The organism is Peribacillus sp. P4_B1 (genome assembly GCF_056402395.1).
Genome location: NZ_JBFUHM010000071.1, coordinates 1 through 16,218, shown reverse-complemented (window position 1 = coordinate 16,218; position 16,218 = coordinate 1). Strand labels below are relative to the sequence as shown.

The window sequence follows — 16,218 nt, the reverse complement described above, 5'->3', positions numbered from 1 at the left end:
AGGAGTAAGTTCATATTCTTCAATAAGAGCCTTTCGTGTTTTTCCGTTTTGATAGAGTTGAATCATCTGTTTTTTAAATTCGGAAGTGAATGTACGGCGTTCTCTTTTCGTCATTTTGAGTGCTCCTTATCTGTAATAAGTTAAGTGTAGCTGCCCTTAAAATATCTGTCCAGATAAGTGTAGACGATTCACCATGTTCTAAAAAACAAATGATTTTATGATAAGGAGTGGAATATTATGAGTAGGGACTCGAAAAGGGATTTATGCAGTGAGTTTGCAAGGATTCTTGACGGTGATGCGAGTTTAATGAATGGAGTATGTTTAGTTCAAAGATTTAGAGACATCCCCTTTAGAATACTTGGAAGGCGAACTAATTCACCGTTAGTAAACCCTCAATTTTTCAGCTTTGAGAATTTAGATAGTAAAGGAAATGCACTAAATCTAGGGGAAACAGTACTACTTCAAGAAGAGGTAAATCCATTGTTAACAGAATTAAGAAAAAGGGATATTATTGTAACAGCAGTTCATAATCACTGGTTGTTTGAAAATCCTAGAGCCATGTATATGCATTTTGAATCAATCGAACCACCACTGGAATTTGCTCGGAAAATTCGAGAAGCATTCAAAGTCTTAAGAGATTAAGTTGAAAAAAATTTAATCAGTAGATGATATAAGTTAATGTCTTATGCAACAGGTGTTTCGGTCTATAAAGATTCAAAAGACCGTTTGAAGTGTACCCTTTGTAAAGGACATTTTAAAAAAAGCTAGGCAACTTGAAGGAGATGCTGTCTGTATTTTGCAGGGGGCATTCTTTTTAGGTTCCAATGCCCTCGATAATCGTTGTAATAGATCATATAACTTTTTACTGATGGAGGATTGAATGAATAATGCCTGGGCACTATAACTTTGAAAGGAGTGTGCTAATGAAAAAACAAAATCGCTCATCTGTTGAACCTACAATTGCAGAAGGAATTAATACAGAAGATGAATTGAAAAGAGATGCTACTAAAGAAGAGATTGACAAAGGCGATTACACGGAAGTAACTACTTTGTCTTTTGATGAGAACGATCCTAGTTAAACACCGTTTCCCGCGGTGTTTTTATTTTGGGTAAGAAAGGTGAGGTCATAAAGAGTCGAAGAGTTAGTACTTTAGATTTATTTAACCAGGACTCTAAATTAATGTTACTTTCATGGCAAATCCTATGTTTAGTCAGCCAAGGAGCCCATATGCTGAAGAACTGTTCGACACAATTATGGATGAATATTGGATCTGTTATTGGATGAACCCGTTATTGATATCAGTTATATGGTCAATTACTTTTGTGAAATGAGAGAGAAATACGGGCTAAATACTATTGTTGGAGATACGTTYCGTCTGGATATTGTAAAACAAGCATTAGAAGAAGCRGGGTTCAAAGTTTTATATATACAAAACCCTCATGCAATCTATGCAAAACTTGCTCCTAGAATTGAAATCCAGTTTGCCTAAAAACGTATTATTTTTGGAGATAATCCATGAGGTGAACACAAATAACATTGTTGTAAAAGTTAAAAATGATGGAAGTAAAGACTTTGTCAAAAAAGATGAAGTTAGAAGAAAGACAGATGGATTTTCAGCTTTTGTCTGCGCTCTGTGGCAAGCTGATCAAATACTAGTTGATGATGTGGACTTTTTAGTGTTTGATATAGAATATTAATAGGCTCTGTAAAAGGATGATGTTGATTATCTTGTTGAACTTTCGGGGTAGGTTAGTTGCATAATGGATCTGGAAAACTAAAGAAATTATACTCTTAAACATAAACAACGAATTTATCGGAGGAGAAATATGGAATTATTTGTTGGGATAGCTCTTATACTTATTGTATTTTTTTCTTCAAGTATTATTGAAAAAAGATTAAAGAATATAGAAAAACAAAACAATCGTGTAATAGAAATTTTAGAAGTAATTAGAGATAAGAAATAAATGTTCTTTAACTAACAGTTTTCTCTTATGGTACAAACGGGGCAGGTTAGTGGAAGAAGGAAATTCCAATCTCTGAATTTTTCTTCATAGTATTAACTCTCAATTCATACAATTTATAATCTTTAAAATTATGTAATGGGAGTGGAATACATGGGATCTAGAGAGTTAACAGGACGAGTAATTTTCAAAGGAGACCCTGGCTATAAAGAAGCCATTAAGAATTGGAACCCTTATGTTGATACTTTGCCTCTTGTCTTTGTTTTTGCACAAAATACCCTCGATGTAAGTAATGCCATTAAATGGGCTCGTAAGAATAATGTACCCGTGCGTGTTAGAAGTGGTCGACATGCTCTTGATAAGAACCTCTCAGTAGTAAAGGGAGGAATTGTTATTGATGTAAGTGACATGCAAAAAGTTCACTTAAATAAAAAAAAGGCAATTGCAACCGTCCAAACAGGAATTCACGTAGGCCCGCTTGTAAAAGGATTAGCTCGAAAAGGTTTTATGGCTCCGTTTGGAGACAGTCCAACCGTTGGCATCGGAGGAATTACGATGGGCGGTGGATTTGGAGTGCTCTCACGATCGATTGGTCTTATAAGTGATAACCTCCTCGCACTGAAAACGGTGGATGCAAAAGGCAGGATTATTCAAGCAAATAAGGACTTAAATAAGGATTTATTTTGGGCTTCTAGAGGCGGAGGAGGAGGTAATTTTGGATATAATACCGAATACACGTTTAAAGTTCGTCGTGCCCCTAAAACTGCAACCGTCTTCAATATCATTTGGCCGTGGGAACAATTGGAAACGGTATTTAAGGCTTGGCAAAAATGGGCGCCGTTTGTTGATGAACGATTAGGGTGCATACTTGAGATTTTCAGCAAAGTAAATGGCTTGTGTCATGCAGAAGGAATTTTCCAGGGTTCAAAAAATGAGCTGATTAAATTGTTGGAACCTTTAACAAATGTTGGAACCCCAACACAAATAGTTATAGAAACATTATCCTATCCAGACGCTATAGATTTCTTAGACCCTGACGAACCAATCCCTGGTAGATCTGATCAGAATGTTAAATTCTCCTCGGCTTGGGGACTTAATCTTTGGACGGAAAGACCCATTTTCATCATGAGACAATTTTTGGAAGAAGCCACTGGGACAGAATCCAGTTTCTTTTTTATAAATTGGGGTGGTGCTTTAAGCAGGGTACCTAGCAACAAAACAGCCTTCTTTTGGCGTGATCCATTGTTTTATGTGGAATGGACTGCTAGTTGGGAAAATAAATCACAAGAAGCTATGAATCTTGCATCAGTTGAAAGAGTACGTCAGCTGATAAAACCATATGTAACCGGTTCATATGTTAATGTTCCAGACCAAAATATTGAAAATTTTGGAGAAGCATATTACGGCTCAAACTTTGCAAGGCTTCAAAAAGTAAAGGCAAAATATGATCCCAAAAATTTATTTCATTTTCCACAGAGCATACCACCGTCTTTTTAAATAGTTTATTCGTTGTGTAAAACAAGATAAAATCCCTGCGTCTTGAGCTGCACCTCATTTGTTAGACCCATCTAACAAATGAGGTGCAGTTTTTGTTCTCTTTTTATTCGAAAATCAGCATTTATGGATTAACAAAGCCTTTTTAAAAAGGAGGTGAGATATTGGGAAAGGTGAAATTAAAAGGCATGAGCCCAGTAGATTACCGGGTTCATGTCCTCAAGGCTGCCTAATTAAATAAAGTGTCTAACTTTTTGAGTTCACTTCAATTAGGGTGGTTTTAAAATGGCTGGTTAAACAAAACACGAGGTAGTTACTGTGAATCCCCACTTAGTAAAAAGGAATAATGAGAATCGTGACAATACTCAATCGAAAAGTGCCAGGGACGGCGTGGAAGATGTGCATCATGTGGTCAAATGTGGAGTGAAAACTGACTCCTTTATTTAACTATGCCTTCACGAAGCCAAAAAGATCTTATCGCATTTCAAATACCCGGAAATCCAATTACAAGGGTTATGAAATCCTGCGAACAAGTGAGCATTCGAGAGATATTTGTATCAAATTGACGGAGTTTAATATGAGCTTGAAATCTCATATTAATATAAGGTGTTTTTGTGAAAATAAACAGATTAAATGGAAAAAAGTTGATTTTAAATCATATTGTGGGTTAGAAGGTATATGAGCTGCCTTCGAGGGGAGGAACCGGTGCATCAGTTTACTGTATGTTATTTTTATGTACTCTTCCTATTTTAATTATAGCATATAAAAAATGGATAATATAGACTATTTATTCCCATTTACTACTGGTAAAATCAATAGAACATTAATGGTTAGGAGAGATGTAGAATGAGTTCTTTGGCTCTCGGTTTTCAGGAAATAGAAAAAACACAGCTTTTGCTCGTTGGCGGAAAAGGGTTAAATTTAGGGGAATTGTCAAAAATTGAAGGAATACAAGTACCAGAAGGATTTTGTGTTACAACAGTGGGATATCAAGAAGCCATCGAACAAAACAAAACGTATCATGCTTTGTTGGATCGACTCACAATGTTAAAAGTAGAAGAACGAGAGCAAATTGGTGAAATCAGCAGGGGGATTCGACAAATCATTATGGAAGTAGAAATTCCTTCCGATGTTGTGAAAGCAGTTACTCACTATCTCTCCCAGTTTGGCGAGGAACATGCTTATGCAGTGCGTTCTAGTGCGACTGCTGAAGATCTACCACATGCCTCTTTTGCCGGTCAACAAGACACCTATTTAAATATTATCGGCGTCGATGCCATCATGCAGCATATTAGCAAATGTTGGGCGTCCCTGTTTACGGATCGTGCGGTAATCTACCGTATGCAAAATGGATTTGACCACAGTCAAGTTTATTTATCCGTTATCGTTCAAAGGATGGTTTTCCCACAGGCTTCAGGGATTTTATTTACCGCTGATCCGATTACTTCTAACCGAAAGCTGCTATCGATCGATGCCAGTTTTGGACTTGGAGAAGCACTGGTCTCTGGCTTGGTATCTGCCGATTGTTATAAAGTACAGGAAGATGAAATCGTCGATAAGAGGATCGCAACCAAAAAGTTGGCTATCTATGGACTAAAAAAAGGCGGAACGGAGACCCAGCAGATCGATCCCGATCAGCAAAAGACGCAAACACTTACTGAACAACAAATTTTACAACTGGCACGCATCGGAAGACAGATCGAAGCTTATTTTGGTTGCCCGCAAGATATCGAATGGGGTTTGGTTAATGATACATTTTATATTGTCCAGAGTCGGCCAATCACTACTTTATACCCAATCCCTGAAGCGAATGATCAAGAAAATCACGTTTACGTATCTGTCGGTCATCAACAAATGATGACCGATCCCATGAATCCACTGGGATTGTCTTTTTTCCTGTTAACGACTAATGCACCCATGCGTAAAGCTGGTGGAAGGTTGTTTGTTGATGTCACACATATGCTGGCTTCACCTGGCAGCAGAAAAATGTTATTAGATGGCATGGGACAACACGATCCGCTCATGAAAGACGCACTCATTTCCATAATAGAGCGAGGAGATTTCATAAAATCTTTACCAAATGATAGGCAAGAACAGAGTTCCGGTAAAAGCAATAAAGGGGTGTCGTCTGCGGATTCTAGGGGACAAATCGAAAACGACCCGACCATCGTTTCTGATTTGATTAAGAGCAATCAAACATCGATAGAAGAGTTAAAACAAAACATCCAAACGAAATCAGGATCAGATTTATTTGATTTTATTCTGGAAGATATCCAAGAATTAAAGAAGATTTTATTTGACCCACAAAGTTCAGCTGTGTTTATGGCTGCTATGGATGCTTCATCATGGATCAATGAAAAAATGAACGAGTGGTTAGGTGAAAAAAACGCAGCAGATACGCTTTCTCAGTCTGTACCAAACAATATTACTTCGGAAATGGGTCTGGCGCTATTGGATGTCGCAGATGTGATTCGTCCTTATCCAGAAGTAATTGATTATTTACAACATGTAAAAGATGATAACTTTTTGGATGAACTGGTTAAGTTTGATGGTGGACAGGAAACCCAAGACGCTATCCATGATTATCTCAGCAAATACGGAATGCGATGTACCGGAGAAATCGATATTACTAAAACTCGTTGGAGCGAAAAACCAACTACACTTGTCCCTGTGATTCTTGGTAATATCAAAAACTTTGAGCCTAATGCCAGCAATCAGAAATTTGAGCAAGGGCAACAGGAAGCTTTGAAAAAAGAACAAGAGTTATTAGATCGATTGAAACAACTACCGGATGGTAAACGAAAAGCCGAAGAGACCAAACGAATGATCAGCCTAATCCGGAATTTCATCGGTTATCGAGAATATCCAAAATACGGCATGGTTAATCGCTACTTCGTTTATAAGCAGGCTTTGATGAAAGAAGCCGAACAGCTCGTACAAGCCAAAGTCATTCGTGAAAAAGAAGATATATACTACCTCACTTTTGAAGAACTTCATGAAGTCATACGCACAAATAAATTGGATTACCAGATCATCAGCAAACGAAGAGAAGAGTACAAATTCTATGAAAAACTAACTCCACCACGTGTTATCACGTCTAATGGTGAAATCATTGTAGGTGAGTACAAACGAGAAAATCTCCCAGCCGAAGCTATAGTAGGTCTGCCTGTTTCTTCCGGAGTTATTGAGGGACGTGCGCGTGTCATCTTAAACATGGAAGATGCTGATCTAGAAGAGGGAGATATATTGGTCACCTCCTTTACTGACCCTAGCTGGACACCATTGTTTGTATCCATAAAGGGCTTAGTCACCGAAGTTGGTGGACTGATGACCCATGGAGCAGTTATCGCACGTGAATATGGCTTACCAGCGGTTGTAGGGGTGGAAAATGCTACCAAGATAATAAGAGACGGGCAACGAATTCGCGTGCATGGAACAGAAGGGTATATCGAAATAATATAAGTAGTGAATACCTCCAGATTTAATCAGTAGCACCGCAACAGTGGTTACCAGAGCGGTGACTTACAATCTTACCATTGGGACCAAAAGTTGAAGCCAACTTTATCGGTGGTGCATACTTACAAATGATAGTTACCGATCCAACGCCACTCAAAACATCAATATGGCCGATTTTCCAAATGTGGAGATCGGCTTTTTATATATAATTTTGTGAACGCTATAATTTAAACTAAATGGAGTGTTAGTTCCATAGGGCATAAAGGAAGACCACAATAAGTGGTTTCTTTTATTTGTTCAAAAATCAACATTTCTCTAGTCTTATTTAGGAAAGGAATTTTTTTCTGTCTCTTATGAGATTCTGATGAGTACAATTCGTGATAGAGGGCTGGTTAAATGGCAAGCAGCATTAATTATGCCAGAACTATATGACTCGTGAATTACTCAAAAAAGGATTTATCTAACCTGTGAAAGGGTGAAGGCTTATGAACGGACAAAGATATAAAGCTTTCTGTCCATCCTGTACATTTACAGTGTTTTCAAGATACACTTAGCCTAAATAATTATAAAGTCAAATGTACGTGTGGGTGTCATTTTGTTTTAGATATTAACTTTACAGAAAGGATTAAAAATATGGTCTTACGTTAAAGAGCCGAACTTGAAAAAGATTTTTATAAGAATGAACTGTTTGAAAATGGGATATTTCAAAACGTCCCAAGGAAAGCAACTCTGAGAACTCATTGTATGACCTTGAGTGCATTTACCATAGAGAAAAAAAAGCGAAGTTGATATATGACCAATCAAAAGGAACGCCACTTGAGTATATCTTATCTACTGGCCTTGTTGCTTCTTGGAAATTAGACGGAACCAAATTATCTGGAATAAAACCGCAATAACTACACCTAATAGAGTATCCGTCATTCTATCTATGGCATAATGTTTCGTTTGGTGTTCAAGTACAAAAACAAATAATATCGTGAGTGCGACTTGATGAATTACTGTTTTGTCAAATTTTAACCACTGCGTGATAAAACATCCTAAAAGAATTAATAGTCCTAAACTCCATCCATTTATACTCATATGTCTTGCAATGAGCACAATGACGGAAATACCAATCATGGTTCCAATTACACGTTGTATGGATCGTTGGACCGTTTTGTCCATTGTTGATTGAAGGCATAGGATGACCGTGAGTGGAGCTAGGTAAGGATGAGCGGAACCCAATAGTTTTGATAATTCCCAGGACAGGGCTGAACCTATTGCCATTTTCCATATTAGTATTGAAAAGTTCTTATTTGGCACTTCGTGTTTTTTTGTTTTCATATTTACCTCGGGATAATACTCTACTTTTTTATAGAATCCTTCTTATGGTGAATTTCTATGTATATGGATTAATTGTTTTTCTATGTAGTTGAATAAGTAAGGAACTATTGATTATGTTGCTACACAGTTCGTTGATGAAGAACAGGAGGTATAGAAGTTGAGATGCATGGGGAATGAAAGGCTTGTGACGGTGGATTTTTTATCCAGCAATTATAGATGGAAATAAGGTTTGTTCATCATACGCTGCTGAAGAGGAGCAGCAAAGGTTTTAGTTGAAGATGATGAATGAAATGCTGTTAGAAAGCATGTCTAATACTACTCCTATAATGAGTTAAAATATTAGATATTGCCCAAATGAATTAATTGACAATGAAGAAAATGGAGTTTTAGTTCAATATAGGATTGCAAGCAGAAACGATGATATCTATGTTCAATCACCCGAATACAACCCTAGCGATGGGAACAGCTGGTTTAAAAAAGGTAGTAAAGGAAATTCAACAAGAAATTTATGAAGATTCTTGGGAGGTTTTGTCAGGTCAGCACTTGAAAATCGTCAATTGAAAATTAAAAACCTGCAATTAGTCAAAAGGATTGATACCGAAATTATAAAAAAACAGTCAAGTTCATTCTGAACTGACCCAGGATTCGAATGGCGGGTCTTTTGGTTTATAAGTTCCATAGGGGTGCACTAAAAAAGACCACAATAATGAACTGCACCCCAATTGTTAGGCACCATCGCGGTAAAAAACCGGCTAGCTATCAATTGCTTCGTACGAGCTCTATGCTAATAGCTGAATGTGGACTTATTTTTCATGCTGAAGAACAGCTGCCCTTCAAATATCAAGATCAATGGTTCTCCGTATGGGTAGGGTCTGAACTTCCATCTAATAGAGCAGGATCTATAATGATTCTTGGGTAAATGGCTTCTTTTTTCAAATTGATATGCTTTGATAAAGCGTGATCCAAATGATACATTACCTTCGCTTTCATTTTTCCCCTCGTTTTGAGCAACAAAGTTTTCAATAGTTTTTAAAGCTTTTAGAAGGTCTTCAAAATATTTGGATCTTCTTTGCTTTTTGCAACTAAATTACTAAATCCTTAGATATCTAAAAAGGCACTCAAACAATTCGTATATTGTAGTTGCTGCTCATTTAGGTATCCTTTCTCCATAGAAATCTCCTCGTTTTTCATAAAATTTCATGGGTTGGAAATATATTGTTATCCCCTTTATAAGTATAATCTCAACAACTTGTTACATCTCTTCCTCAATCCTGTATTTAAATAATTTCTCATTGTAAACAAAAAGAACCTTCTCTTGGGAGTTTACATAAGCTAAATCAAATAAAGAATTGAGGGGGAATTACTAAAAATGTATGGTTTAATAAATGATGATATAAATGTAAATGATTTAAGAAGAATTGGTTTTGGTGGAGGGCACTTTGGAGGTTTTGGGAGACCATTTGGATTTGGAAGACCGTTTGGATTTGGAAGGCCATTTGGTTTTGGAAGACCGTTTGGTTTTGGCTTTCCTTTTCTAGGAGGGCTTGCTGCAGGAGCGTTGCTTGCAGGGCCATATTATGGTGGCTATGGATATGGTGGCTATGGGTATGATGGCTATGGATATCCAGGATATGCTCCATACCTATCCCCATATTCATACTACCCTTATTGAGAAAAGAAGTTAGTGGCTAAGAGCAAATATGAGAGAGCGGATATGAAATTGTACAGATACTTCTAATTTTAAAGCCCTTATCTTTAAAGTGGGGCTTAATTTTTATTAAAAAGGTAAATCATCAGGAATTACGGGGTTAACCTTCTTCACTAACTCCGTAATATCAATGTCTCCATTATAAACAACTTTAAAATCACCACTAAAAGCAAATTCCCCTTTTAATCTGTTGAATCCATTCGTATGCGGCAATTGCAGCTGCCAATCTGAATAAGTAGCTCAGAAACTTCATGAGTTGCGGGTAAAGTTCAAATAAGGCTCTCTCCTTATTTGGTGAGGGGTTAAAGGGCGTGCGTTCGTTCGTATATAATGGGTAAAAAGGGAGGTTCCCTTTTGATGTCTATTCGTGACCGAGGAATTCTAATTTCGTCTAGTAATGCTACTGAAGCAAAAAACATACTGGAAACAACTCCTCAAAACAAGCCACCTTCCATTATGGGATTAGCTTTTCTGGGGTATCTTGGTGGAACCATTCTTGAAGTTATAGAAAAAAAAGTGATAGTCAATTATTCACATTTAATAGAATTGAAAAAATTTCAAGAAATATTCAAAATGATACATATGATGTTCCATTACATATAATTGGATATGAGGGAACCATCAACCTACCTTTTAAGTTAAAAATATACTAAATATAGTGTGATTTCATACAAACATCGGTATATTAACCTTATCTCATTCCCTTAGGATATCTGAGTTGCTTTTTCTCTATTTCCTTTTTCAATGCGGATGAAGAACGGAATAATGAAACTTAGAAGTATATTCCGGCCAACGATGCAAAGGTAATCAAATGATAGCCTCTATCGGACCAATGCAATTGATACAATTGGTCCGATAGAGGCACCTACGAAAGCCATAAACATATGAAACGAAACAGCAATACCACGAGAAGATCCAGCTAGTTGTCCAATTAATGAAATGATGGTAGGAAGGGGCAAGGCAATCCCTGTAACTAACTAACATTCCAATGATACCAACAGCTCGAATCAATAATATTTGCCAGTGGTTTAATCCAAAATTAGGACCACTTAGATAACTTACTAGGGTTGTATAGTAGCCAGCTAGTGAAATAAAGAGCACTGTTGAAATAATATAGTAAATAGGTAAGTCTTTTTTATTAAATATTACTCCAATTTTAATAAAATTAGAGAAAACAGACCCTTTAGGTTTCTTATTTGCATCCCTTGGTATAAAATAGGCGATTAATATAGCTGATATAAAAAGGACAGACTTTTCAAGGAGAGAAGTCTGTCAAAAAACAAATCAAGTTAATCAATCAACACTTCGGTCTTACCGCATATTAGTAGATTCCGTTAAGAATACACTGCTATTTCGTATCTACATATTATTTGCACCAGAACCCATATTACCATTATGATCTCAATACCATTACTATTTGGGTCCTACCTCGGCCCAAACCCTTATTAGAAAGCAAAGCAAGTACAACCGATACCCCATTTAGTTCCATCATTTCCTATTACGGTATGAGTGTGTTGATGGAGAGGGTTACTGCAACTATGTTTGTGATCATGGGCATCGTGAGAAAGTATATTGTCGGCTAGGTTAGCACCACCATAACCATAAACTCCCGTCGGTGACCAATCAGGTGATGCTGGCGGCAATTCAGGTGATAAATTTTTAAATTCATCATTTCCATAAACAACCTGCCCACCCATAATGGTGAGTAATGATTCAAGGTCTTTGATTTCTTCTTCTTGCACAGTAAAGTAGTCAGCAGACAATACAGCAATATCAGCAAACTGACCTACTGCAAGGGTACCCTTTTTATCTTCATCACCGGAGAACCATGCACTTCCTTTGGAATATAGTTCCAGAGCTACTTTTCTGTCAAGTTTATTCTTTTCATCGTATATCGAAAGACCACCAATGGTTTTTCCTGCAACCATCCAGTAAAGAGCAACCCAAGGGTTATAGCTGGAAACCCTCGTTGCATCACTACCGGCGCCAACAGGTATACCCAGGTCTAGCATACGATAAATCGGAGGAGTATGCTTTGCAGCTTCCTTTCCGTATAAATCAACAAAGTATTCACCTTGGAAAGCCATGCGGTCTTGGATGGCAATACCGCCATTTAAAGCCTTAACACGTTCCATACTACGATCTGAGATTGTTTCTGCATGGTCAAACCACCAGCGTAGACCATTAAATGGAATTTCTCTGTTGACTTCCTCAAAAACATTTAAGAAACGTGTTATTGACTCGTCATAAGTTGCATGTAAACGGAATGGCCAACGGTTTTCCACCAATAGAGAAATTACTTTCTTTAAGTCAGCTTCCATCACCGTAGCTAGGTCGGGCTGCGGCATTTGAAATTTTTCAAAATCGGCTGCCGAGAATACTAACATTTCTCCAGCACCATTCATTTTATACTTATCATTTCCTTGACCCGGAGAAACAATTTTTGCCCATGAAGCAAAGTCTTCATATTCATGATCTGGATTTTGCGTAAATAGATTATAAGCAATACGCAAAGTTAATTGATCCTTCTCGGCTAAATGTTCAACAACTTTGTAATCATCAGGATAATTTTGGAATCCTCCACCTGCGTCAATGGCACTTGTAATACCTAATCTATTTAATTCGCGCATAAAATGGCGAGTAGAGTTAATCTGGTCGTCAATATTAAGTACTGGAGCTCTACCCAAACTTGAATATAGAATAGAAGCGTTAGGATTGGCAATTAAAAGACCCGTTGGATTACCTCGTTTATCTCGCTGAATTAAACAGCCCGGAGGATCTGGGGTATCTTTTGTGTATCCCAATGCACGCAACCCTGCACGATTTACAAGTGCTCTATCATAAAGATGTAGCACAAAGACAGGTGTGTCTTCAGAAACAGCATTAATCTCTTCCAAAGTTGGCATCCGTCTTTCTTTAAATTGAAATTCAGACCAACCTCCAACTACTCTTACCCACTGGGGAGCAGGTGTACGCCTTGCCTGCTCTCTAAGCATTTCCAGAGCAATAGCAAGTGATGGCACACCTTCCCAGCGCAATTCCATATTATAATGAAGACCGCCACGAATAACGTGTATATGAGAGTCATTCAAGCCCGGAATAGCTCTCTTTCTTTTAAGGTCTATTTTTTTGGTATTTTCTGTGGCACTATCAAGAAGCTCATCTCCACCTACTGCAGTGATTAAACCATCAGTTATGGCGATAGCCGATACCTCAGGTTGAGATGGGTCAAGGGTAGTGATTTTTCCGTTATATAAGATCATATCCGGTAAATTCATGTTCACACCTCGTCTACTTCCTATTATTCTGTAACCATGGATGAAATATTTTACCGAGAATCGGCATTACTACCCATGATAGCAAGGACACTATACATACTGAAACAAAAAAAGCTGACATAATAGGAATCATATTTTTTATAAAAGGTCCTACCACTTTAGGAACCAACATGCTAAGAGGCCATACACCAAGAACGGTAACAATGGACATTTTCCATTTTGGCGGTGGAACTGGCATTTTCGGAGTAACAAACCAATAAGCCAAACTGCTTTCAGTTTTGTACGTTGGATTAGTAGCTTGAAATAGTTCTGCCTTTTTTAACAAATCTCGACGAATATCTGATTCTTGCCAAGCACGAAGATGCTCATACGTATCAAAGCGAAAAACAACAGTATACTCTCTGGATCCGTTATTGGGGACTATTAGATTTACGCCTAAATGCCCTGGAAATTTAGTAGCGGCAGCTTCGATTTCATGTCTCCACGTTTCAAACTGTTTTTCTCTACCTTCTTGAATTTCCCATGTAACAATCGTTGTTACTGGACCACCAGCATCCATAGTGTTCCCTGTATGAGTTTCTCCGACTGTTACTCTTTCCTGATTCATATTTTCCTGCTTGGAGGCGCGCCATGTACCATAGTATATGCGTATTCCACACCTTGACCATAAGCACCAGTGTGTTCTTTTACAATTTCCATAACAGCATCATAAGTGTCTTTGCGTGCCCAGTCACGTTGGTATTCAAGTAAAACTTGAATTGCTGTCACTGGAATTGCTCCAGCTTGTTCTACACGACGCATAGCAGCGTTATGTGCTGTCAAACTAGTACCACCTGAAGCATCATCAACTGCATAAACTTCATAGCCAGCTTTAATTGCTTCAAGCACAGGGAATGCAAGGCAAACTTCAGTCCAAAGTGCTGCAAATATCAATTTTTTTCTACCTGTTGCTTTAACTGCCTCAACAAATTTTAAATCTTCCCAAGAGTTCATTGAACTACGTTCTATAATTTCATGGTTTGGAAATATGTCAAGAATTTGTGGCCAAAAATAACCAGAAAAGCTTTGTGTTTCAACTGTAGTAAGAATAGTAGGTACGTTAAAAGCTTTTGCTGATTTAGCAAGCAGCATAACGTTATTCATTAATGTTTGTCTGTCAATGCTTGCAACTCCAAAAGTCATTTGAGGCTGAAAATCGATCAAAATTAATGAACTGTTCTCCGGAGTTAACAATTCTAAATTACTCATATAAAACACTCCTTTTTTAAAATAAAGTTTTTTGAAACAATATTAATATTTATTTAAAGGCAATTATTAGTTTCAGCTGTAATCGTAAAAATAAAAGCCTTGCTATACTTCTTATTTAAAAAGTAGCGCTAATTAAATCAGCGCTACTTTTATGCTATCCACTTTTAAAAAAAGTGATTTATAGCTAAATAAATTTATGCATTTTGTTTACTAAGATCTCGCTGAGCTCCCATATAGCTTCCAATTACATTTTGATAGCCTGGAAGATTACTAGCAAGCAAATTGCCAAAACCTTCGACATCGTTGCGCCAATCGCGTTGTAGTTCGCATGCTACGCTAAACCAGTTCATAAGTTGCACGCCATTATGTGCCATACGCGTATTGGCAGCTTCTGCAACTTGTTTACTGAAAGTTCCTGAAGCATCAGTAACAGCAAATACTTCATACCCAGCTTTTATAGCGGAAAGTGCCGGGAAAGCAACGCAAACATCCGTAACTACGCCCGCGATAATAAGTTGTTTTTTTCCAGTTTTTTTGATTGCATTTACAAAATCATCATTATCCCATGCGTTAATTTGTCCAGGACGAGCTATTTTTGGTGCATCAGGAAAAAGATCAACCAATTCTTGCATTAGTGGTCCATTAGGTCCGTTTTCAAAGCTTGTTGTTAAAATAACTGGTAAATCAAAAAACTTAGCAGTGTGAGCAAGAGCCAAAACATTGTTCTTAAATTCATCAACACCATAATCACGAACTAGTCCAGCCATAAGGCCAGTTTGATGATCCACTAAAAGAACGACAGCATCATCTTTGGAAATACGAGAATAGAGATCAGACATTATGTATTCCTCCTAAAAATTAAGTAATCGAAGAAAGTTTAAATATTATAATAAATTCCTTCGTTTGTTACAATCGATTTATAACTAAACTGATTGTTAATATTAGTTTATCTATAAACTTATGACAAGTCAATAATTTCATTACAAGTCATAAAAAACCAATTGGATATTTTAAAAAAATGCTTCTATTTATCTAAAGCAGGAGTTTTATCTATCCAATTTATAAATTGTTGTAAATAACGCTGAAGATAACGTTTTGTCTTTTCGTCAGTAAGCACTTTCTGATCGGAATCAATCTTTTCATGTACTTGAGAAATCAGCACTTTTTGAAATGGAAGAACATGAACTTGCATAGTTTCTAGTATTTCTCTGATTTGCATCTGAGCATAAACAGTACCTAACCCCCCAGGAGTTGCTCCAATTAGGCCAACCGGTTTTCTGCTAAGAACAGCGGATTCCCGAGGTCTTGATGCCCAGTCCAATGCATTCTTTAATACGCCTGGAATTCCAGAATTGTACTCTGGACTTACAATAATGATACCGTCAACGTCTTGGATAGCAGATTTAAATGATGTCACTGTTTCTGGAACACTTATTTCTAAGTCTTCATTAAAAAAAGGTAGATTATTTATCTCGATCCAACGAAATTGATGGGAATCATCCATCTCTGTTAATGATTGAGCAATGATTCGATTATAAGAGTTTTTTCGTAAACTACCACAAATAAGGCCAATTGTCTTAGACATATATTTCCTCCCCTGTTAAAATCACCTCATCGTACCATTATATAGCAAAATGAAAAAAGTGGCTTTATGCCTAATCTCAAACTGTTTAATTTAATGAAGTGTTTATTACAAAAAATCTAGGATGTAAGGATTTCTCATTAGTTTTCTTATTATTGGCTAGTGTG

Annotated in this window: 15 protein-coding genes and 3 pseudogenes; 11 read left to right on the top strand and 7 right to left on the bottom strand. The window is 37.2% G+C overall.

Annotation, left to right across the window (positions count from 1 at the left end):
• Window positions 1-237 precede the first annotated feature (237 nt).
• From AC1DVK_RS24365 to ppsA, 7 genes and pseudogenes are all read left to right on the top strand, one after another.
• Window positions 238-642, top strand: a complete 405-nt coding sequence (locus AC1DVK_RS24365; RefSeq protein WP_477627584.1) for a DUF1259 domain-containing protein — start codon at window positions 238-240, stop codon at window positions 640-642.
• Window positions 643-923: 281 nt separating this feature from the next.
• Window positions 924-1,079, top strand: a complete 156-nt coding sequence (locus tag AC1DVK_RS24360) for a hypothetical protein (RefSeq protein WP_318687962.1) — start codon at window positions 924-926, stop codon at window positions 1,077-1,079.
• A 195-nt stretch (window positions 1,080-1,274) separates the two neighbouring features.
• Window positions 1,275-1,698: pseudogene (locus AC1DVK_RS24355) on the top strand (terminase large subunit); the annotation flags it as partial.
• 129 nt (window positions 1,699-1,827) lie between these two features.
• Window positions 1,828-1,965 carry a hypothetical protein gene (locus AC1DVK_RS24350; RefSeq protein WP_477627583.1) on the top strand — a complete coding sequence of 46 codons (138 nt, stop codon included), beginning with the start codon at window positions 1,828-1,830 and terminating at the stop codon, window positions 1,963-1,965.
• 150 nt (window positions 1,966-2,115) lie between these two features.
• Window positions 2,116-3,459: an FAD-binding oxidoreductase gene (locus AC1DVK_RS24345; protein WP_089365023.1), complete on the top strand. Its 1,344-nt coding sequence runs from the start codon at window positions 2,116-2,118 to the stop codon at window positions 3,457-3,459.
• Window positions 3,460-3,739: 280 nt separating this feature from the next.
• Window positions 3,740-3,879 (top strand): annotated as a pseudogene (locus AC1DVK_RS24340) (IS110 family RNA-guided transposase); the annotation flags it as partial.
• Between the two features lie 423 nt (window positions 3,880-4,302).
• Window positions 4,303-6,918 carry a phosphoenolpyruvate synthase gene (gene ppsA / locus AC1DVK_RS24335; RefSeq protein ID WP_477627582.1) on the top strand — a complete coding sequence of 872 codons (2,616 nt, stop codon included), beginning with the start codon at window positions 4,303-4,305 and terminating at the stop codon, window positions 6,916-6,918.
• 825 nt (window positions 6,919-7,743) lie between these two features.
• On the opposite strand, the gene AC1DVK_RS24330 is transcribed toward ppsA, so the two are convergent.
• Window positions 7,744-8,178, bottom strand: coding sequence for an FUSC family protein (locus AC1DVK_RS24330; RefSeq protein WP_477627581.1), 435 nt, complete (start codon window positions 8,176-8,178; stop codon window positions 7,744-7,746).
• Between the two features lie 459 nt (window positions 8,179-8,637).
• Between AC1DVK_RS24330 and AC1DVK_RS24325 the strand changes: the two genes are divergently transcribed.
• Window positions 8,638-8,796, top strand: a complete 159-nt coding sequence (locus AC1DVK_RS24325) for a hypothetical protein (RefSeq protein WP_477627580.1) — start codon at window positions 8,638-8,640, stop codon at window positions 8,794-8,796.
• Between the two features lie 285 nt (window positions 8,797-9,081).
• On the opposite strand, the gene AC1DVK_RS24320 is transcribed toward AC1DVK_RS24325, so the two are convergent.
• Complete coding sequence (locus tag AC1DVK_RS24320; RefSeq protein ID WP_176432034.1) at window positions 9,082-9,225, bottom strand: hypothetical protein; 144 nt, start codon at window positions 9,223-9,225, stop codon at window positions 9,082-9,084.
• A gap of 379 nt (window positions 9,226-9,604) precedes the next feature.
• Here AC1DVK_RS24320 and AC1DVK_RS24315 point away from each other — a divergent pair, with 379 nt between their 5' ends.
• The 3 genes and pseudogenes from AC1DVK_RS24315 to AC1DVK_RS24305 all read left to right on the top strand — a co-directional run.
• Complete coding sequence (locus tag AC1DVK_RS24315) at window positions 9,605-9,907, top strand: hypothetical protein (RefSeq protein WP_089364540.1); 303 nt, start codon at window positions 9,605-9,607, stop codon at window positions 9,905-9,907.
• Between the two features lie 393 nt (window positions 9,908-10,300).
• The gene (locus AC1DVK_RS24310) at window positions 10,301-10,546 is read left to right on the top strand and encodes a hypothetical protein (protein ID WP_477627579.1); all 246 of its coding nucleotides are present in this window, start codon (window positions 10,301-10,303) and stop codon (window positions 10,544-10,546) included.
• Between the two features lie 638 nt (window positions 10,547-11,184).
• Window positions 11,185-11,268, top strand: a pseudogene (locus AC1DVK_RS24305) (IS6 family transposase); the annotation flags it as partial.
• A 120-nt stretch (window positions 11,269-11,388) separates the two neighbouring features.
• Here AC1DVK_RS24305 and AC1DVK_RS24300 read toward each other — a convergent pair.
• From AC1DVK_RS24300 to AC1DVK_RS24280, 5 genes are all read right to left on the bottom strand, one after another.
• On the bottom strand, window positions 11,389-13,221 hold the full coding sequence (locus tag AC1DVK_RS24300; protein WP_477627578.1) for an amidohydrolase: 1,833 nt from the start codon (window positions 13,219-13,221) through the stop codon (window positions 11,389-11,391).
• A gap of 13 nt (window positions 13,222-13,234) precedes the next feature.
• Complete coding sequence (locus AC1DVK_RS24295; protein WP_061462554.1) at window positions 13,235-13,828, bottom strand: antibiotic biosynthesis monooxygenase; 594 nt, start codon at window positions 13,826-13,828, stop codon at window positions 13,235-13,237.
• Window positions 13,825-14,469, bottom strand: coding sequence for a hydrolase (locus tag AC1DVK_RS24290; protein ID WP_477627577.1), 645 nt, complete (start codon window positions 14,467-14,469; stop codon window positions 13,825-13,827). Before AC1DVK_RS24290 ends, AC1DVK_RS24295 begins: the two co-directional genes overlap by 4 nt.
• A 194-nt stretch (window positions 14,470-14,663) precedes the next feature.
• A complete protein-coding gene (gene ycaC / locus AC1DVK_RS24285) occupies window positions 14,664-15,308 on the bottom strand; it encodes an isochorismate family cysteine hydrolase YcaC (RefSeq protein ID WP_410862112.1) in 645 nt (214 codons plus the stop codon).
• Window positions 15,309-15,493: 185 nt separating this feature from the next.
• Window positions 15,494-16,054 carry an NADPH-dependent FMN reductase gene (locus AC1DVK_RS24280; RefSeq protein ID WP_284471171.1) on the bottom strand — a complete coding sequence of 187 codons (561 nt, stop codon included), beginning with the start codon at window positions 16,052-16,054 and terminating at the stop codon, window positions 15,494-15,496.
• Window positions 16,055-16,218: the final 164 nt, after the last annotated feature.